We start from the raw sequence: 18,325 nt of genomic DNA on the forward strand, positions 1-18,325 counted from the left end.
CTCATAGCGTGATCATATGAATCACACTGCGCGGACCCGCACCGTGGTCAGCTCCGCCATGCTGGTGGCCGCCCTCGGCGCGGGCGTCACCGGCTGCGGCTCGGACGGCAATGCCCTGTCGTCCAAGCCGTACGACGCGGCCGACCAGATCGTCTTCAACGCGCCCACCGACAAGGCGAAGCAGGCCGATCCGGACAAGCCCCTCGAGGTCACGCTGAAGAGCGGCGAGGGCCGGATCACCGACGTCACCGCCATGGACGCCACAGGGCGCTATGTGGCGGGCGAACTCGCAGCCGACGGCGGGCGCTGGCACAGCACCTCCCCGCTGGCCGCCAACGCCCATTACACGGTCCGCGTGAGCACCGAGGACGAGGACGGCGCCCCCGGCCGCAAGATCCTGAACTTCGACACCACCAAGACGGCGAGCAAGAAGAGCCTCGGTGTCACCTTCGGGCCCGAGGCGGGGGAGTACGGCGTCGGACAGCCCATCACCGCCAACCTCGACCAGCCGGTCAAGGACCAGGCCCAGCGCGCCGTGGTGGAGAGCGGGCTGCGGGTGGACTCCGTACCGGCCGTGCAGGGTTCCTGGTACTGGGTCAGCGACAAGGAACTCCACTACCGGCCCAAGGAGTACTGGCCCGCCCACGCCACCGTCCAGGTGCACAGCAACCTCGACGGGATCAAGATCACCGACCGGCTCCGCGGTGGCAAGAGCAAACCCCTGAAGATCACCATCGGGGACAAGGTGGAGGCCATCACCGACGCCGCCACCCACCAGCTCACGTTCTACAAGAACGGTGAGGTGATCAACACCATCCCGGTCACCACCGGCAAGCCCGGCTTCGAGACCCGCAACGGCGTCAAGGTCGTCCTGGAGAAGCAGTACTTCGTACGGATGCGCGGTACCACCGTCGGCATCGCCGAGGGCAGCTCCGACTCCTACGACCTGCCGGTGTACTACGCCACTCGCGTCACCTGGTCGGGTGAGTACGTGCACGCCGCGCCCTGGTCGGTCGGCTCCCAGGGCTACGCCAACGTCAGCCACGGCTGCACCGGCATGAGCACCGGGAACGCCGAGTGGTTCTTCGACCACGTCCGCGCCGGCGACGTCGTCAAGGTCGTCAACTCGGGCGGCCACGCCATGGAGGACTTCGGCAACGGCTTCGGTGACTGGAACCTGGACTGGAAGAAATGGAGCGCCGGCACCGCCCTCACCGGGGCCGCCCAGAACGGGTCGGCGCCCAAGGACTCCGTACGCCTGCGCCCCGCCGCCGCATGACGCTCCGGGGTGCGGGAGCCGGACGGGTCCCCGCACCCCTTCAGCGGGCCGTCCTAGGCGTTCTGGAGGCGCTTGCGGCGCAGCAGGGAGGCCAGGGCCTCCGCGAACTCCATCGGGTCGACCGGCAGCGTCACCGCCGCGTCGGCCCGGCTCCAGGTCGCCAGCCAGGCGTCCTGGGGACGGCCCATGAGCAGCAACACCGGGGGAGCGCCGAAGACTTCGTCCTTGATCTGGCGGCAGACCCCCATGCCGCCCATGGGTACCGCCTCGCCGTCCAGCACGCAGACGTCGATGCCGCCCCGGTCCACCTCGCGCACCACGGCCTCGGGCGTGGCGCACTCCACGAACTCCACCAGCGGCACGTCCGGAGCCGGCCGGCGCCCGGCGGCGAGCCGTACCTGTTCGCGGGTGTTGGAGTCGTCGCTGTACACCAGCACAGTGGCGGTCGGCTGCATGCTTCCTCCGAGACGTCGGCGTCTTACGGACGGGCCATTCCGGGCCGGATGTTACTCCCCCGGACAGCACGTCAACACCGGTACGACAGGCGAAGACACTCCGAACGGCACCCCCGGAGTGAGGGCGAGATAAGCGACCGACATAATGTCGGTCGTGGCGACAGCAACGACAGCAGATACCGGGCACGCGCACCCGTCGGTCAACCGGCCGAACCTCACCAGCGTCGGAACCATCATTTGGCTGAGTTCCGAGCTGATGTTCTTCGCGGCCCTCTTCGCGATGTACTTCACCGCTCGATCGGTGACCGGACTGGATCACTGGAAGGAGATGGCGCACGCGCTGAATGTGCCCTTCTCCGCGACGAACACCACGATCCTGGTGCTCTCCTCCCTGACCTGCCAGCTCGGCGTGTTCGCCGCCGAGCGCGGGGACGTGAAGAAGCTCCGCGGGTGGTTCATCGTCACCTTCGTGATGGGTGCGATCTTCATCGGCGGACAGATCTTCGAGTACACGGAACTGGTGAAGAAGGACGGCATCTCGCTGTCCTCCGACGTCTACGGCTCCGTGTTCTACCTGACCACCGGCTTCCACGGCCTGCACGTGACGGGCGGACTCATCGCCTTCCTGCTGGTCCTCGGCCGCACCTACGCGGCCAAGAGGTTCACTCACGAGCAGGCGACCGCCGCCATCGTCGTGTCCTACTACTGGCACTTCGTCGATGTGGTCTGGATCGGCCTCTTCGCCACGATCTACTTGATCAAGTAGCGGGCACCGCCCGCACATCCAGAAGCACCGACGCAGAAGATCCTGACACCGGGGTAATCCGTGAAAAAGCTCTCCGCACGACGACGCCATCCGCTGGCGGCGGTCGTCGTACTACTCCTCGCGCTGGCGGCCACTGGGGGGCTGTACGCCGCGTTCGCGCCCGCGGGCAAGGCGCAGGCCGATGAAACCTCCCAGTCCCTGACCATCAAGGAGGGCCAGAAGCTCTACGAGGTCGGCTGCGCAAGCTGCCACGGCACCGGTGGCCAGGGCTCCTCCGACGGCCCGAGCCTGGTCGGCGTCGGCGCCGCCGCGGTCGACTTCCAGGTCGGCACCGGCCGGATGCCCGCCTCCAGCTCGCAGATGGCCCAGATCCCGGCCAAGAAGCCGATCTACAACCAGGCCCAGATCGACCAGCTCGCCGCGTACGTCGCGTCGCTGGGCGCCGGCCCGAACGTGCCGACCAAGGAGCAGTACTCCAAGGACGGCGCGGACATCGCCGCGGGTGGCGAGCTGTTCCGCACCAACTGCGCGCAGTGCCACAACTTCACCGGCAAGGGTGGTGCCCTCACCAAGGGCAAGTACGCGCCGAGCCTCGAGGACGTCGCGCCCAAGCACATCTACGAGGCCATGCAGACCGGCCCGCAGAACATGCCGTCCTTCCCCGACACCACCATGACGGAGAAGAACAAGAAGGACATCATCGCGTACCTGAACGCGGTCAACAGCAGCGAGACCGAGAACCCCGGCGGCCTTGAGCTGGGCGGACTCGGCCCGGTCAGTGAGGGCCTGTTCGCCTGGATCTTCGGCCTCGGCGCGCTGATCGCGGTCGCCGTCTGGGTCGCCGCTCGGACCGCAAAGGCCAAGAAGTCATGAGTAGCCAAGACATTCCAGAAGAGAACCTGCCCGCCGCGCAGGACCACCCGCACGGCTCGGTGAGCGTCGCGGACGAAGAGACGCCGTTCGCCGATCCGGGTATGCCGCCGCACGAGCACCGTGCGCAGGACATCGACGAGCGGGCCGCCAAGCGGTCCGAGCGCGCGGTCGCCCTGCTGTTCACGATCTCGATGCTGGCCACCCTCGGCTTCATCGCGTCGTACGTGACGATCCCGCACGACCAGTCGATCTTCGTCTTCCCGATCGGGCACATCAGCGCGCTCAACTTCGCGCTGGGCCTGACCCTCGGTGTGGCGCTGTTCTGCATCGGCGCGGGCGCCGTCCACTGGGCGCGCACCCTGATGTCCGACGTCGAGATGGTGGCCGAGCGCCACCCGATCGCGGCGGACCCCACGGTCCGCGCACAGGTCTTCGACGACTTCCGCCAGGGAGCCGCCGAGTCCGGCATCGGCCGTCGCAAGCTGATCCGCAACACGATGTTCGGCGCGCTCGCCCTGGTGCCGCTCTCCGGCGTGATGCTGCTGCGCGACCTCGGCCCGCTGCCGCACAACTCGCTCCGCCACACGCTGTGGGCGAAGGGCAAGCTCCTCGTCAACGTCAACACCAACGAGCCGCTGCGTCCCGAGGACGTGGCCGTCGGCTCGCTGACCTTCGCCAAGCCCGAGGGCCTGGAGGAGAAGGACGAGGACTTCCAGGACCAGATCGCCAAGGCCGCCCTGATGATCGTCCGGCTCCAGCCGAACGACATCAAGGACAAGCAGGAACTGGCCTGGTCCCACGAGGGCATCGTCGCGTTCTCGAAGATCTGCACCCACGTGGGCTGCCCGATCTCCCTGTACGAGCAGCAGACGCACCACGTGCTCTGCCCGTGCCACCAGTCCACCTTCGACCTCTCCGACGGTGCCCGAGTGATCTTCGGCCCCGCCGGTCACGCCCTGCCGCAGCTCCGCATCGGTGTGAACGACGAGGGCTACCTCGAGGCGCTCGGCGACTTCGCGGAGCCCGTCGGTCCTGCATTCTGGGAGCGCGGATGAGTACTGAAGCGAACGAAGCCCCCCGCTCTCGCGGGAAGGCGCCGGCCGGCGAGCGCATCGCCGACTGGGCGGACGGCCGGCTGGGGATCTTCTCCCTGGCCAAGGCCAACATGCGCAAGGTCTTCCCGGACCACTGGTCGTTCATGCTGGGCGAAGTCTGCATGTACAGCTTCCTCATCATCATCCTGACCGGTGTGTACCTGACGCTGTTCTTCCACCCGTCGATGAACGAGGTGGAGTACCACGGCAGTTACGTCCCGCTCCAGGGACAGCTCATGTCGGAGGCGTTCAACTCGACCCTGCACATCTCCTTCGATGTGCGCGGTGGTCTGCTCATCCGGCAGATCCACCACTGGGCCGCGCTGATCTTCCTCGCGGGCATGTTCGTGCACATGATGCGCGTGTTCTTCACCGGCGCGTTCCGCAAGCCGCGTGAGGTCAACTGGCTGTTCGGCTTCCTGCTGTTCGTCCTCGGCATGTTCACCGGTTTCACCGGTTACTCGCTCCCGGACGACCTGCTCTCCGGCACCGGTGTGCGCTTCACCGAGGGCGCGATCCTGTCCATGCCGATCGTCGGCACGTACATCTCGTTCTTCCTCTTCGGCGGGGAGTTCCCCGGCCACGACTTCGTGGCCCGGTTCTACTCGATCCACATCCTGCTGCTGCCGGGCATCATGCTCGGCCTGATGGTGGCGCACCTGATCCTGGTCTTCTACCACAAGCACACGCAGTTCGCGGGTCCGGGGAAGAAGGAGACCAACGTCGTCGGCATGCCGCTGCTGCCGGTGTACATGGCCAAGGCCGGAGGCTTCTTCTTCCTGGTCTTCGGTGTCATCGCGGCCATCGCGGCGGTCACCCAGATCAACCCGATCTGGGCGATGGGCCCCTACCGGCCCGACCAGGTCTCCACCGGCGCCCAGCCCGACTGGTACATGGGCTTCGCCGAGGGTCTGGTCCGCTACATGCCGGGCTGGGAGATCAACTTCTGGGGCCACACGCTGGTCCTGGGCGTGTTCATCCCGCTGATCCTGTTCGGTGTCGTGCTGATGGCCATCGCGGTCTACCCGTTCATCGAGTCCTGGGTCACCGGTGACAAGAACGAGCACCACATCCTGGACCGCCCGCGCAACGCCCCGACGCGTACCGCGTTCGGCGTCGCCTGGGTCACGGTGTACATGATCGGTCTGGTGGGCGGTGGCAACGACCTGTGGGCCACCCACTTCCACCTGTCGATCAACCAGGTCACCTGGTTCGTCCGGATCTTCTTCTTCGCCGGACCGGTGATCGCGTTCATCGCCACCAAGCGGATCTGCCTCGGCCTCCAGCGCCGGGACAAGGACAAGGTGCTGCACGGCCGCGAGACCGGCATCATCAAGCGCCTGCCGCACGGTGAGTTCATCGAGGTGCACGAGCCGCTCAGCCAGGAGCAGCTCCACACCCTGACGGCGCACCACCAGTACGAGCCCGCCGAGATCGGCCCCACGGTCGACGAGAACGGGGTCGAGCGCAAGGTGAAGCCCACCGAGCGGCTGCGGGTCAAGCTGTCCAACGCCTACTACGGCAAGGACAACCAGATCCCCAAGCCGACCGTCGACGAGTACAAGGAGATCACGAGCGGCCACGGCCACCACTGATCCCCGCGCGCGTCGCCACGCCACGGCCGAAGGGCCCCGTCCGGAACACCGGCGGGGCCCTTCGCCCTGTTCGGGCTGGATAGGGTGGGAGCGGGCACCCCGCGTGCCCCGGAACACCTGATCTTCCTCACACACACCCAGGAGCGGCCTGATGAGCGCTGTGACCCCCGCTGGAGGCGACACCGCGGCGGGCCGTTCCTGGCCCGAGGTACTGAACGCCCTGCTGGAGGGCCGGGACCAGAGCGCCGACGCCACCGCCTGGGCGATGAACCGGATCATGCGCGGCGAGGCCACGGACGCCCAGATCGCGGGCTTCCTGGTGGCGCTGCGGGCCAAGGGCGAGACGGTCGAGGAGATCACCGGGATCGTCCGGGCGATGTACGACCACGCCAACGTGATCGAGGTGCCCGGCCGGACCGTGGACATCGTCGGCACCGGCGGGGACGGCGCCAAGACGGTGAACATCTCCACGATGTCCTCCATCGTGGTCGCCGGCACCGGCGCGAAGGTCATCAAGCACGGCAACCGGGCCGCGTCCTCGGCCTCCGGTTCCTCGGACGTGCTGGAGCGGCTCGGCGTCAACCTGGAGCTGACGCCGAAGCGGGTGGCGGAGGTCGCGGAGGAGGCGGGGATCACCTTCTGCTTCGCGGTCAAGTTCCACCCGGCGCTGCGTCATGTCGGCGCCGCGCGCGGCCAGCTCGGCATCCGTACGGTCTTCAATGTGATCGGTCCGCTGACCAACCCGGCGCGGGTGCGGTCCCAGGCGGTGGGCGTGGCGAACCTGGCCATGGCGCCGATCGTCGCGGGCGTCTTCGCCGAGCGCGGCAACTCCTCGCTGGTCTTCCGGGGCGAGGACGGACTGGACGAGCTGACCACGACCTCGCCCTCGCGGGTGTGGATCGTGCGCGACGGCAAGGTCACCGAGGAGGTCTTCAACCCGCGTGACGTCGGCATCGAGCTGGTGCCGGTGGAGGCGCTGCGCGGCGGCGACCCGGCGTACAACGCGATGGTGGCCCGGCAGGTGCTGGAGGGCCAGCGCGGGCCGGTGCGGGACGCGGTGCTGCTGAACTCGGCGGCCGCGCTGGTGGCGCTGGACCCGACGGAGGAGCCGCTGGCGGACCAGCTCCGGGCGGGCATGGCGAGAGCTGCCGAGTCCATCGACTCCGGGGCGGCGGCGCGCACGCTGGAGCGCTGGGTGGCTGCCAGCAACCGGTAAGTGGTGTTTTTCGGCGCGGCGGGGAGCGGTTGCTCTCCGCCGCGCCGGCGTTTCGGCATCCGGACGCCGGTTGCGCCGCGCGCACCGTCCGGCTAGCTTCCTGATCAGGTCATGAGCGACAGCCATGCGGCCCCGGCCGGCTGTCCGGCAACCCTCCGTCCGTGGCGGGGTGCTCCGGGTGAGGACCAGGCCGTAGCCCAGAAGGTCTACGGCAAGCGCGGACCCCTCGAGAACCAGGGGTCCTGGTCGTACGAGGGAGCTTTTTTCCGTGAGCAAGCGAATGCGCTAGGGCCGCCGAGCCCCGCCTCCGCACACCCCCTTTCACTCTTCCTCCGGCGCCGCGTACGCATGCCCTGCGCGCGGTGACTCCGGCCTGCCTCACGGGAGTTCAGCCATGTCCGTCTCCACCGCCTTCGCCCCCGCCCCCGCCGCGACCGAAGCCGTGCCCGCCCCGCTGCCGGTGCTCGGCCGGGACGTCGCCGTGCCGCTCGTCACCGGGGGAGAGGTCGGCTACGCCGCGCTCGACTACGCCGCCAGCGCCCCCGCGCTCCAGCGGGTCTGGGACGACGTCGCCGCCTACGCCCCCTACTACGGCAGCGTGCACCGGGGCGCCGGGCATCTCTCGCAGCTCTCCACCGAGCTGTTCGAGAACGCCCGCCGCACGGTCGCGGAGTTCCTCGACTGCCGGGGCGACGACCAGGTGGTCTTCACCCGGTCCACCACGGACTCGCTGAACCTGCTGGCCCGCGCGCTGCCCGCCGGGTGCGAGGTGTACGTCTTCGAGACCGAGCACCACGCCGCGCTGCTGCCCTGGCGCGAGGCCGACGTGACCTTCCTGGACGCCCCGCGCAGTGCCGCCGGGGCCGTGCGCACGCTGGAGCGGGCCCTCGCCGCCCGGGACACCGCGCGCCCCGCGCTGGTCTGCGTCACCGGCGCCTCCAATGTCACCGGCGAGCTGTGGCCGGTGCGCGAACTGGCGGCCGCCGCGCACGCGTCCGGGGCGCGGATCGTGCTGGACGCCGCCCAGTTGGTGCCGCACCAGCCGGTGAGTGTGCGCGAGCTGGACGTCGACTGGATCGCGTTCTCCGGGCACAAGCTGTACGCGCCCTTCGGCTCCGGGGTGCTCGCCGGGCGGGCCGACTGGCTCTCGGCTGCCGAGCCGTACCTCGCGGGCGGCGGCGCCAGCCGCACGGTGGCCCGGCGGGCCGACGGCCGCGTGGAGGTGGAGTGGCACGAGGGCGCCGCCCGGCACGAGGCGGGTTCCCCCAACGTCATCGGCGCCTACTCGATCGCCTCGGCCTGCCGGGCGCTCACCGAGGCAGGCCCTGAGGCGCTGGCCGCCCGTGAGCGGCACCTGCTCGGGCTGCTCCAGGCCGGCCTCGCCGAGGTGCCCGGGGTGCGGGTGCTCTCCCTGTTCGGCGACGACGCCCCGCGCGTGGGCGTCCTCTCCTTCGTGGTGGAGGGCTGGAACAGCTCCCACCTCGCCGCCGCGCTCTCCGCCGAGTACGGCATCGGCGTCCGCGACGGCCTCTTCTGCGCCCACCCCCTGGTGCACGCCCTTCTCGGCACGGCCGCCGCCGAGCAGGCCGGCTGCGGCACCGGCACCCTGAACGCCGTCCGCGTCAGCTTCGGCGCGGGCACCCCGGACGAGCACGTCACCCGCTTCGTGACGGCCCTGCGCGAACTGGTCACCCGCGGCGCCCGCTGGACCTACCGCACGGAAAACGGCCGCTGCGTCCCGGAGAGCTGAGGCGCGGTTCCGGCGGCCCGGGGCTCGACCCGGTCGGACGGCGTCGGCTCGATGGGGGGAAGGGCGGCCCGGCGGATGCCCCGAAGCGGCCGCCCGCCGCCGTCGGCCTGGCGACGGGCCCGGTCGTCCGGCCGCAGCGCCCAGGACCCTGGCGGCGCCGGGTGGGACTTCGCGGCGCCGCCCCCGGAGGGGCTAGCTGTCGAGGCCGATGGCGAAGGCGGCTTCCAGGTCGTGCTGGGAGTAGGTGCGGAAGGCGACGTGGGTGTCGGTGCCCTCCACGCCCTGGATCTTGCTGATGCGGCCGGGGATGACCTCGGCGAGGTCCTCGTGGCGGGCCACGCGGACCATGGCGATCAGGTCGTAGGTGCCGGTGACGGAGAAGACCTCGCTCACGCTCTCCAGCGCGGCGATCTGCTCGGCGATCTCCGGAATCCGGTCCACGCTGGTCTTGATCAGGACGATCGCGGTGATCACGGCTGGTTCTCTCCCTTGGACGCCGTAGCCGGGGCGGGCTCAACTCTAGCCTCGCCCGGCCGGTCGTTCGCGCGCTGCTTCCTGCCGTACCGCAGCCAGGCGTAGCCGAAGCCCAGGCAGAAGCCGATCACATGGGCGAGGTAGGCGACGCCGGGACCCTCGGGCGCGCGGCCCGCCGCGTACCACTGGAGGCCCGCCCAGAAGGGCAGCACCACCCAGGCCGGGAAGCGCAGCGGGAGGAAGAAGAGGAACGGGAGGAGACTGGTGACACGGGCCCGCGGAAAGAGGTGGAGGAAGGCGCCGAGGACCGCGGAGATGGCCCCCGAGGCGCCGACCAGGGACTGCTCGGAGTCCGCGTTGGCCAGCGCGTACCCGAGCAGGGCGAGGTAGCCGCAGCCGACGTAGAAGAGGGCGAACTCGACGCGGCCCATCCGTTCCTCGGTGAGCACGCCGAAGACGAAGAGGAACAGCATGTTGCCGAGCAGATGCACCCAGCTCCCGTGCACGAACAGCGCGGTCACCGGGGTGAGCGCGTCGCGCACCGGCTCCGCGAAGAGACCGGCCGGGATCACCCCCCAGTGCCGGAAGTACGCCCGCTGCGCCGCGAGCAGCGCGTCCCCGGTGCCGTACGTGTGGGTGAAACCGGAGGCCGGGCCCAGCAGGAAGATCAGGCAGCACAGGGCGATGAGGCCGTACGTCAGCGGCGCGGGGGTGCCCCGGACCGCCCTGACGGTCCGGGCGGCGGTCGTGCTCCACTCTCTGATCATGAATACAGAGCATGACGTAACCGGACGCACCGGTACAGACCGCCTCGCCGCTTCGGACAGGCGGGCGGCGAACACCCGGCAGGCCGTAGGGTTACGGCCACACGCGCCGGACCCGGCGCGCCGAAGTCCGCCGGACGCGACGAGAAGGAAGCGAGCTGCGCCATGACGGTTCCTCCGCCGACCGCCACGACACGCTGGCGCTGCACCCTGTGCGGCAACCTCACCCGGTTCGACGTGACCCGTTCCTCCAAGGTCGTCGAGTACGTCCACCTCGACCTGGCCGGGGAGCCGTCCGTCGAGGAACGCGAGGTGGTCAGTGAGACCATCGAGTCGGTCCGTTGCCGCTGGTGCAACGCGGTGGACCAGGTGGAACTCGTGGACAGGCCGGGCGCCGCCTCCTGAGGCGGAGCGGTCCGCGCGGGATCGGACGGATGGGTCGGGCATGTCGGGCATTGGGGTGTGACGGATGGTGGAGACCGCGGGCGGGGGGCCGGAGGACGGCACCGCCGAGGTGCTTGACCGTCCGCTGCCCGACGGCGTGCGCCGCCGGGTCGTGGGAATCGTCTCGGACGCCTTCGGTGCCCTGACCATGGCCGAACTGCCCGCTCCTCTGAGGCAGTACGCCCGGTTCGCGCCGAACCGGCGGGCCAAGTTCGCCGGGAACGCGATGGCCGCCGCGCTGGAGACGGAACGCCTCTTCCGGCAGCGGATCGGCGAGCGCTACAAGGAGACCCAGCCCGAGCTGTGCGGCGCGCTGGAAGCGGGCGCGCCGCCCCCGGCCGCCGACCCCCTCGACGTCGCGGCCGCCGCCTATGTGCTGCGCCCGCCGGGCTGGGCCAAGCTGGTCGCCGCGGCCGGCGAGGAGGCCCAGCGCGCCGACGCCGAGCGCGTGGACGAGGAGAGCCGCGCCGAGCTGGAGAAGCTGCGCGAGGAGCTGGAGCGGGCCCGCGAGCACACCCGCGCCGAGACCGCCCGGCTGCGCGCCGAGCTGGACGCGGCCAAGAAGGAGGCCGACGCACTGCACCGCAAGCTGCGCTCGGCCCTGAGCGACGTCAAGCGCGGAGAGGCCGCGCTGCGCAAGGAGCGTGCCGAGACCGAGTCCGCGCGGGCCGAGGGCCAGGCGGCCGTCTCCGCCGCCGAGAGCGAGTCCCGCCGGCTCAAGACCCGCCTCGGCGAGTCGGAGGCCGCGCTGGAGGCGACCCGCCGCGCGGTCCGCGAGGGCCGCAGCGTGGAGGACATGCGGGTACGGCTGCTGCTCGACACCGTGCTGGAGGCGGCTCAAGGGCTGCGCCGCGAACTCGCCCTGCCGCCGGTGTCGGTGCGTCCGGCGGAGACCGTGGACGCGGTGGAGCCGGGCCGGATGACCCCCAAGGACATCGCCGCCCGCGCCCTGTCCGAGCACGACCCGGCCATCCTCGACCAGTTGCTCGCGCTGCCGCAGGCCCATCTGGTGGTCGACGGCTACAACGTCACCAAGACCGGCTATCCGCAGATGCCGCTGGAGAAGCAGCGGCTCAGACTGCTCGGCCAGCTCTCCGCGCTCGCCGCGCAGACCGGCGCCGAGGTCACCTGTGTCTTCGACGGCGCCGAACTGGCCGCACCGGTACTGCTCGCGCCGCCGCGCGGGGTGCGGGTGCTGTTCTCCAAGCCGGGCGTGACGGCGGACGAGCTGATCCGCCAGCTCGTCCGCGCCGAACCGCCGGGCCGGCCGGTCATCGTGGCCTCCACCGACCGCGAGGTGGCGGACGGTGTCGCACGCGCCGGCGCGCGCCCGGTGGCCTCTGCGGTACTTCTCAAGCGACTGTCCTGAACGCCCAACGGACGTGCCGCATGACCGGATTGAGGGCGTCTGTGGGGTACGGAGAGTCAACCCGACGTCACGTGTGGTGCGTTGAGTGCAAAATATGCAGCGAGGGACTGGATTTTTTGCTGTGAGGATTTGAACTGATCACAACTGGGTCACTAGGGTCGGTTCGAACCTCCGAGCGGGTGATCACTCACAAGAAGGAGTTCGTCCTCAGTGGCGTCCCATCGTCGACCCAAGCAGCCGAGTCGCACGCGTGTCACCGTGCTGACCACCGCGGCGGCCGCCGCCGTCGCGCTGAGCGCGAACGCGGCCAACGCGGCCCCGAGCGAGAAGCCCGGAAAGACCGAGGTCAAGGCGCAGGTCGACAAGCTCTACGAGCAGGCCGAGCAGGCCACCGAGAAGTACAACGGCGCCAAGGAGAAGCAGGAGAAGCTCCAGAAGGAGATCTCCACGATCCAGGACAACGTCGCCCGCGGCCAGCAGGACCTCAACAAGCTGCGCGACGGCCTCGGTTCGCTCGCCACCGCCCAGTACCGCAGTGGCGGCATCGACCCCTCGGTCCAGCTCTTCCTCTCCGCCGACCCGGACGACTACCTCGACAAGGCGTCCACGCTCGACCAGTTGAGCGGCCAGCAGGTCGAGGCGCTGAGAAAGATCCAGGACAAGCAGCGCGAACTCGCCCAGGACCGCGCCGAGGCCACCGAGAAGCTCAAGGACCTCGCCGCCACCCGCACCGAGCTGGGCAAGAAGAAGCAGGAGGTCCAGGGCAAGCTGGGCGAGGCGCAGCGCCTGCTCAACACCCTGACCGCCAAGGAGAAGCAGGCCCTCGCCGCCGAGCAGCAGCGTGCCGACCGCTCCTCCAGCGAGCGCGTCCAGCTCGGCAACGCCGTCCCCGCCTCCGGCCGCGCCGGAGCCGCGTTCTCCGCCGCCCAGAGCAAGATCGGCACCCCGTACGTCTACGGCGCCACCGGCCCCTCCTCGTACGACTGCTCCGGTCTGACCTCCTGGGCCTACGCCCAGGCCGGTGTCTCCATCCCGCGCACCTCCGAGGCGCAGGCCAACATCGGCACCCGGATCTACTCCACGAGCGACCTCCAGGTCGGCGACCTCGTCTTCTTCTTCAACGACATCCACCACGTCGGTCTCTACGCGGGCAACGGCCAGATCCTGCACGCCCCGCGCACCGGCACGGTCGTCCGCTACGAGTCCATGAGCACCATCGGCGGCCCGTTCATGTTCGGCGTCCGCGTCTGACACCGGCTCCGGTCTCCTCGCCACACCCGCCCGAACGGGCGAATCACGGCACCGCGCGACCCCTGGCGCCCCGCCGCTGACCTGCGTCGGCGTCGGGGCGTCACCGTGTGTGCGCACGGCGGTCGTTGGCCGGCGGGTGCCGCTGCGGCTACTGTCTGGCGCGTTTCCCCGGCACCGAGGGCCCCCGCCCGTCCGCGCGCCGGGGGGACGATTCCCGTCGTCCAGGGGAAGGACCACCGTGGCGTCCCATCGCCGTCCCGCAACATCCGGATGCGACCGGGGCGCAGCCGCCCTGTGCGTGCTGTCGGCCGCGGCCGCCGCCCTCGGCGCCGTACCCGCCGCCCACGCGGCACCCCGGGACGGCGCCCGCGCCGAACTGGACCGGCTCTACGCCCAGGCCGAGCGCGCCACCGAGGACTACGACCGGGCCGACGAGCGTGCCGACAAGCTCCGCCACGAGGTCCGCGACGCCCAGGACCACATCGCCCGCACCCAGCAGCGGGTCAACTCCCTGCGGGAGCGGCTGGGTTCGCTCGCCGGTGCCGAGTACCGCTCCGGCGGCATCGACCCGGCCGTCGCCCTGCTCTTCTCCGCCGACCCCGACGACTACCTCGACAAGGCGTCCGTCGTCGACCGCATCGACACCCGCCAGGCCGGACAACTGCGCGAGCTGAGCGGCACGTTGCGCGACCTCGCCCAGGAGCGGGCCGAGGCGGAGGCCAAGCTCGGCGACCTGGAGCGCAGCCGCAAGGCGGTCGCCGCCCACAAGCGGAACGTACGGGAGCGCCTCACCCGCGCCCGGCGCCTCTTCGACTCCCTGTCCGCCGCCGACCGCGCCGACTACAACCGGTCCTCCCGTTCCGGCCGCCCCGACCTCACCGGCCTCGGCGACCTCGACCCCCGTGCCGCCGCCGCGCTCGCCGCCGCCCGCTCCGCGCTGGGCCGGCCCTATGTGTGGGGCGCCAACGGACCCTCCGGCTTCGACTGTTCAGGCCTGATGCAGTGGTCGTACGCCAGGGCGGGCGTCCAGCTCCCGCGCACCTCGCAGGCCCAGCGCAACGCCGGACACCAGGTCCCGCTCTCCCAGGCCCGCCCCGGCGACCTGGTGATCTACCGCTCCGACGCCAGCCATGTGGCCATGTACGTCGGCAACGGCCAGGTGATCCACGCGCCCCACCCCGGCGCGGCGGTGCGCTACGACCGGGTCGGCATGCTCCCGATCTCCGCGGTGACCCGGCCCTGAGCCCTCGCCGCACCCCGTACGATCGGACGGTGGCCGGCCGGGACGGAGCGTGGCGAGCAGCGGCGGCGGGACTCTGCCTGCTGCTCCTGCCGGCGTTCTCCGGATGCGGCCACCGGGCCCCGGACACCGGCGCCCGCGCCGAGGTGCAGCGGGTGCTCGACCGCCGGGCCACCGCCCTGCTCGGCCACGACGAGGCCGCGTACGCCACCACCGGCACCCGCACCCCCTACACCCGGCTCCGGGCCCTCCCACTGGCCTCCTGGGCCTACCGGATCACCTCGCTGCGCCCGGACGGCACCAGCGCGGACGCCGAGCTGAGCTACCGGGTCGCCGGGCAGGACACCGCGCCCGTCACCGCCCGCCGCACCCTCACCCTGAGCCACACCGCCGACGGCGGCTGGTACGTCGCCGCCGAGGGACCCGCGCAGGGCGCCGGGCAGCAGCTCTGGGACCAGGGCCCGGTCAGCGCCGTCCCCGGCGCGCACAGCCTGGTGCTGGGCACCGGGCAGAGCACCGGTGAGCTGCGCGGCTACGCCCGGCTCGCCGACCGCGCCGTACCGGCCGTCTCCCGCGCCTGGGGCGCCCACTGGGCCCGGCGGGTGGTCGTGCTGGTGCCGCGTTCGCTGGACGGCATGGCCGCGCTGCTCGGCTCGCCCGCCGCCCAGTACCGGGGCATCGCCGCCGTCACCACCGCCGAGACACCGGGCGCCGGGCGGGCCCCCGCCGACCGGGTGGTGGTCAACCCGGAGGCGTACGCGGCCCTCGGTGACCTGGGCAAACAGGTCGTGCTCACCCACGAGACCACCCATGTCGCCACCCGCTCCGCGACCACCGCCGCCACCCCGCTCTGGCTGTCCGAGGGGTACGCCGACTGGACCGGCTACCTCGGCACCGCCCGCACCCCCGCCGAGGTCGCCCCCGAACTGACCCGCGCCGTCGCGGACGGGCACGTGCCGGACGCGCTCCCCGCCGACCGGGACTTCGGCTTCACCGGCGACCCGGCGGGGCTCGCCCGCTCCTACGAGTCGGGCTGGCTGGCCTGCCGGATGATCGCCGAGCGCTGGGGCGAGGAGGAGCTGCGCGCCTTCTACCGGGCCGTCGGCGCCCACCGCACCCGGGCGGGCGCGGTCGAGGGGGCGCTGAAGGAGGTGCTGGACACCACCCCGGAGCAGTTCACCGCCCGGTGGCAGGACTACGTACGGGACCAACTGGGCTGAGCCTCAGGGGGAGACGGGCGACTCGTCGGCGCGGTCCGCCGCGGCCGGGGCGGCCGCGGCGGGCGCCGGGGACACGGTGGAGCGCCACAGGCGGCGGGCCGCCGAGAGGGAGGCGGCGACCAGCAGGCCGTTGCGTACGACCATCAGCGTCACGCCGTACCAGTCGCTCGTCACCACGTGGATGAAGCCGAGCGGGAACTCCAGCACCGTGACCAGGGATGCCACGGCCACCATCAGCGCGGGCGCGGTCATCCGGGTCGCGCGGTGGGCCAGGCACACCGCGGCCAGGCCGATCAGCCACACCAGGTACTGCGGGCTGATCACCCGGCTGGTCACCGTGAACAGCAGCACCGCCGTGAACGCGGCCTCCGCGAGCGTCAGTTCGTCGGTCCGCGCCACCCGCAGCCGCCACAGCACCAGCCAGCCGAACGCGGCCCCGGTGAGCACCAGCGCCGCCGTGCTCACCACCCCGACCCACGGGCCCAGGAACTCGATCGAGCCGTAGTTGAGCAGCACCTGGCCCTCCCAGCCGAAGTGCCGGGCCACATGGAAGACCAGCGCGCCCAGCGACTCCACCTCGGTGCCCCGGTCCCGCTGGAAGGTCAGGAAGGCGAACGCGCCCGGCATCGACACCGCGAACAGTGCCGCGAGCCCGGATGCCGTCACCGCCGCCGACGCCCACGGACGGCGCCGGAAGGAGCCCGTCAGCAGCAGCGCCGGCCACACCTTCACCATCGCGCCGAGCGCGGTCAGCACCCCGAACGCGCGCGGATGCCGGGCCGCCACCAGCAGCGCGGCCACGGCCAGGGCGGTCACCATCACGTCGTAGCGCGCGTACACCGTGGGCCCGAGCAGCGGGACGGCCGCCGTCCACAGCCAGGCCCCGCGCGGCGACCGCCCCGGCTTCCGGCCGTAGCGCACCAGCAGGCAGAGCACGGCGAGGTCGGTGACGCAGGCCAGGACGAAGAACGCGTCCGTGTAGTCCAGGAACGGCAGCAGGCCGGGGGAGAGGACCGCCAGCGCCGCCGCGGGCGGGTACTGCCAGGTCACGTCGTCCAGCGGAAACGTGCCCTGACGCAGGACCTCGTACCAGCCGCGGTAGATCACCGACACGTCCGAGGTGACGTCCGGGCCCGCGACCGTGATCACCTTGAACACGGTCAGCAGCAGCACGGCACGGCTCGCCCCCCACACCGCCGCGAGCCACGCCAGGGACCGTCCGGCGCCCTTCGTGTCCACGTGATCCCCTGCCGTTCGGTCGTGTGTCGTGCGCGTCGGAAGACTCATGATGTCCTTTACGGCCGTGTCCCTGCCACAGACTCCGCCCGGCCCGGCCCCCGGCGGGCCACCCGGTAGGGTCGGCGGCGATGCACAAGACCCTGATCGTGACCAACGACTTTCCGCCCCGCCCCGGCGGCATCCAGGCGTTCCTGCACAACATGGCGCTGCGCCTGGAGCCGGACCGGATCGTCGTCTACGCCTCCACCTGGAAGCGCGGCCGGGAGGGCGCCGAGGCGACCGCCGCCTTCGACGCCGAGCAGCCCTTCACCGTCGTACGGGACCGTACGACCATGCTGCTGCCCACCCCGGCGGCGACCCGGCGGGCGGTGGGGCTGCTGCGGGAGCACGGCTGCACCTCGGTGTGGTTCGGGGCGGCGGCGCCGCTCGGGCTGATGGCACCGGCACTGCGCCAGGCCGGCGCCGAGCGGCTGGTGGCCACCACCCACGGTCACGAGGCGGGCTGGGCCCAGTTGCCCGGCGCCCGCGGGCTGCTGCGCCGGATCGGCGAGTCCACGGACACCCTCACCTACCTCGGCGAGTACACCCGGTCCCGGATCGCCGCCGCGCTCACCCCTCAGGCGGCCGGACGCATGGTCCAACTGCCGCCCGGCGTGGACGAGAAGACCTTCCACCCCGGCTCCGGCGGGGACGAGGTGCGCGCCCGGCTCGGGCTCACCGACCGGCCGGTCGTGGTGTGCGTCTCCCGGCTGGTGCCGAGGAAGGGCCAGGACACCCTGATCCGGGCCATGCCGCGGATCCTCGCCGCCGAGCCGGACGCCGTGCTGCTGATCGTGGGCGGCGGCCCCTACGAGGCCGACCTGCGCCGCCTGGCCGCCGAGACCGGCGTCGCGGACTCCGTACGGTTCACCGGGGCCGTGCCCTGGGCCGAGCTGCCCGCGCACTTCGGCGCCGGAGACGTGTTCGCCATGCCGTGCCGCACCCGGCGCGGGGGGCTGGACGTGGAGGGGCTCGGCATCGTCTACCTGGAGGCGTCCGCGACCGGGCTGCCCGTGGTCGCCGGTGACTCCGGGGGCGCCCCGGACGCCGTGCTGGACGGCGAGACCGGCTGGGTGGTCCGGGGCGGCGAACCCGCCGAGGCCGCCGAGCGGATCACCGCCCTCCTCGCCGACGAGGGGCTGCGTCGCCGCATGGGCGAGCGCGGCCGGCAGTGGGTCGAGGAGAAGTGGCGCTGGGACCTGCTGGCCGAACGGCTGAAGGTGCTGCTCTGACGAAGCGGCGCCGGGGAACCCCCGG

17 protein-coding genes and 1 riboswitch are annotated in these 18,325 nt (G+C 71.6%); of the genes, 13 read left to right on the forward strand and 4 right to left on the reverse strand.

What is annotated here, in order from left to right; genetic code table 11:
* Positions 1 to 16 precede the first annotated feature (16 nt).
* Positions 17 to 1,279: an Ig-like domain-containing protein gene (locus OG448_RS22205; protein WP_405556270.1), complete on the forward strand. Its 1,263-nt coding sequence runs from the start codon at positions 17 to 19 to the stop codon at positions 1,277 to 1,279.
* Positions 1,280 to 1,332: 53 nt separating this feature from the next.
* Here OG448_RS22205 and OG448_RS22210 read toward each other — a convergent pair whose 3' ends face one another.
* A complete protein-coding gene (locus OG448_RS22210) occupies positions 1,333 to 1,734 on the reverse strand; it encodes a response regulator transcription factor (protein WP_030810343.1) in 402 nt (133 codons plus the stop codon).
* A 145-nt stretch (positions 1,735 to 1,879) separates the two neighbouring features.
* Here OG448_RS22210 and OG448_RS22215 point away from each other — a divergent pair, with 145 nt between their 5' ends.
* The 6 genes from OG448_RS22215 (at position 1,880) to OG448_RS22240 (ending at position 9,028) form a co-directional block, all read left to right on the forward strand.
* Positions 1,880 to 2,500 (forward strand): heme-copper oxidase subunit III, encoded by a 621-nt coding sequence (locus OG448_RS22215; RefSeq protein ID WP_405556272.1) that lies wholly within the window; start codon positions 1,880 to 1,882, stop codon positions 2,498 to 2,500.
* Between the two features lie 60 nt (positions 2,501 to 2,560).
* Positions 2,561 to 3,373, forward strand: a complete 813-nt coding sequence (locus OG448_RS22220) for a c-type cytochrome (protein WP_405556274.1) — start codon at positions 2,561 to 2,563, stop codon at positions 3,371 to 3,373.
* Positions 3,370 to 4,428 carry a Rieske 2Fe-2S domain-containing protein gene (locus OG448_RS22225; protein ID WP_405556275.1) on the forward strand — a complete coding sequence of 353 codons (1,059 nt, stop codon included), beginning with the start codon at positions 3,370 to 3,372 and terminating at the stop codon, positions 4,426 to 4,428. Before OG448_RS22220 ends, OG448_RS22225 begins: the two co-directional genes overlap by 4 nt.
* Complete coding sequence (locus OG448_RS22230) at positions 4,425 to 6,062, forward strand: cytochrome bc complex cytochrome b subunit (RefSeq protein ID WP_405556277.1); 1,638 nt, start codon at positions 4,425 to 4,427, stop codon at positions 6,060 to 6,062. The genes OG448_RS22225 and OG448_RS22230 overlap by 4 nt, the downstream gene beginning before the upstream one ends.
* A gap of 151 nt (positions 6,063 to 6,213) precedes the next feature.
* The gene (gene trpD, locus OG448_RS22235) at positions 6,214 to 7,278 is read left to right on the forward strand and encodes an anthranilate phosphoribosyltransferase (protein ID WP_405556278.1); all 1,065 of its coding nucleotides are present in this window, start codon (positions 6,214 to 6,216) and stop codon (positions 7,276 to 7,278) included.
* A gap of 107 nt (positions 7,279 to 7,385) precedes the next feature.
* A riboswitch (SAM riboswitch) is annotated at positions 7,386 to 7,502 on the forward strand.
* A gap of 170 nt (positions 7,503 to 7,672) precedes the next feature.
* Positions 7,673 to 9,028 (forward strand): aminotransferase class V-fold PLP-dependent enzyme, encoded by a 1,356-nt coding sequence (locus OG448_RS22240; RefSeq protein ID WP_405556280.1) that lies wholly within the window; start codon positions 7,673 to 7,675, stop codon positions 9,026 to 9,028.
* Between the two features lie 192 nt (positions 9,029 to 9,220).
* Here the strand turns inward: OG448_RS22240 and OG448_RS22245 are convergent, their stop codons facing one another.
* Together OG448_RS22245 and OG448_RS22250 are read right to left on the reverse strand one after the other, a co-directional pair.
* Complete coding sequence (locus tag OG448_RS22245) at positions 9,221 to 9,502, reverse strand: Lrp/AsnC family transcriptional regulator (protein ID WP_031179902.1); 282 nt, start codon at positions 9,500 to 9,502, stop codon at positions 9,221 to 9,223.
* On the reverse strand, positions 9,499 to 10,269 hold the full coding sequence (locus OG448_RS22250; protein ID WP_405556282.1) for a rhomboid family intramembrane serine protease: 771 nt from the start codon (positions 10,267 to 10,269) through the stop codon (positions 9,499 to 9,501). The genes OG448_RS22245 and OG448_RS22250 overlap by 4 nt, the downstream gene beginning before the upstream one ends.
* Before the next feature lie 162 nt (positions 10,270 to 10,431).
* Between OG448_RS22250 and OG448_RS22255 the strand changes: the two genes are divergently transcribed.
* The 5 genes from OG448_RS22255 (at position 10,432) to OG448_RS22275 (ending at position 15,790) form a co-directional block, all read left to right on the forward strand.
* Positions 10,432 to 10,671, forward strand: coding sequence for a hypothetical protein (locus tag OG448_RS22255; RefSeq protein ID WP_391291467.1), 240 nt, complete (start codon positions 10,432 to 10,434; stop codon positions 10,669 to 10,671).
* Between the two features lie 64 nt (positions 10,672 to 10,735).
* Entirely contained in the window at positions 10,736 to 12,079 is a 1,344-nt protein-coding gene (locus tag OG448_RS22260) for an NYN domain-containing protein (protein ID WP_405556284.1), read from the forward strand.
* A 210-nt stretch (positions 12,080 to 12,289) separates the two neighbouring features.
* Positions 12,290 to 13,330, forward strand: a complete 1,041-nt coding sequence (locus OG448_RS22265; RefSeq protein WP_405556286.1) for an NlpC/P60 family protein — start codon at positions 12,290 to 12,292, stop codon at positions 13,328 to 13,330.
* A gap of 238 nt (positions 13,331 to 13,568) precedes the next feature.
* Entirely contained in the window at positions 13,569 to 14,573 is a 1,005-nt protein-coding gene (locus tag OG448_RS22270; protein ID WP_405556288.1) for an NlpC/P60 family protein, read from the forward strand.
* A gap of 29 nt (positions 14,574 to 14,602) precedes the next feature.
* A complete protein-coding gene (locus OG448_RS22275) occupies positions 14,603 to 15,790 on the forward strand; it encodes a hypothetical protein (RefSeq protein WP_405556289.1) in 1,188 nt (395 codons plus the stop codon).
* 3 nt (positions 15,791 to 15,793) lie between these two features.
* Here OG448_RS22275 and OG448_RS22280 read toward each other — a convergent pair whose 3' ends face one another.
* Positions 15,794 to 17,029 carry a glycosyltransferase 87 family protein gene (locus OG448_RS22280; protein WP_405556290.1) on the reverse strand — a complete coding sequence of 412 codons (1,236 nt, stop codon included), beginning with the start codon at positions 17,027 to 17,029 and terminating at the stop codon, positions 15,794 to 15,796.
* A 128-nt stretch (positions 17,030 to 17,157) separates the two neighbouring features.
* On the opposite strand from OG448_RS22280, the gene OG448_RS22285 reads away from it, so the two are divergent.
* On the forward strand, positions 17,158 to 18,300 hold the full coding sequence (locus OG448_RS22285) for a glycosyltransferase family 4 protein (protein WP_405556292.1): 1,143 nt from the start codon (positions 17,158 to 17,160) through the stop codon (positions 18,298 to 18,300).
* Positions 18,301 to 18,325 lie beyond the last annotated feature (25 nt).

The sequence above is a fragment of the Streptomyces sp. NBC_01171 genome (assembly GCF_045039805.1).
Classification (GTDB): Bacteria; Actinomycetota; Actinomycetes; order Streptomycetales; family Streptomycetaceae; genus Streptomyces.

Excerpts from the sequence above, each read along its gene's own strand:
- OG448_RS22205 (WP_405556270.1), top strand. The coding sequence starts at position 17 with ATGAATCACACTGCGCGGACCCGCACCGTGGTCAGCTCCGCCATGCTG.
- OG448_RS22210 (WP_030810343.1), bottom strand. The coding sequence starts at position 1,734 with ATGCAGCCGACCGCCACTGTGCTGGTGTACAGCGACGACTCCAACACC.
- OG448_RS22215 (WP_405556272.1), top strand. The coding sequence starts at position 1,880 with ATGTCGGTCGTGGCGACAGCAACGACAGCAGATACCGGGCACGCGCAC.
- OG448_RS22225 (WP_405556275.1), top strand. The coding sequence starts at position 3,370 with ATGAGTAGCCAAGACATTCCAGAAGAGAACCTGCCCGCCGCGCAGGAC.
- OG448_RS22230 (WP_405556277.1), top strand. The coding sequence starts at position 4,425 with ATGAGTACTGAAGCGAACGAAGCCCCCCGCTCTCGCGGGAAGGCGCCG.
- trpD (WP_405556278.1), top strand. The coding sequence starts at position 6,214 with ATGAGCGCTGTGACCCCCGCTGGAGGCGACACCGCGGCGGGCCGTTCC.
- OG448_RS22240 (WP_405556280.1), top strand. The coding sequence starts at position 7,673 with ATGTCCGTCTCCACCGCCTTCGCCCCCGCCCCCGCCGCGACCGAAGCC.
- OG448_RS22250 (WP_405556282.1), bottom strand. The coding sequence starts at position 10,269 with ATGATCAGAGAGTGGAGCACGACCGCCGCCCGGACCGTCAGGGCGGTC.
- OG448_RS22255 (WP_391291467.1), top strand. The coding sequence starts at position 10,432 with ATGACGGTTCCTCCGCCGACCGCCACGACACGCTGGCGCTGCACCCTG.
- OG448_RS22260 (WP_405556284.1), top strand. The coding sequence starts at position 10,736 with ATGGTGGAGACCGCGGGCGGGGGGCCGGAGGACGGCACCGCCGAGGTG.
- OG448_RS22285 (WP_405556292.1), top strand. The coding sequence starts at position 17,158 with ATGCACAAGACCCTGATCGTGACCAACGACTTTCCGCCCCGCCCCGGC.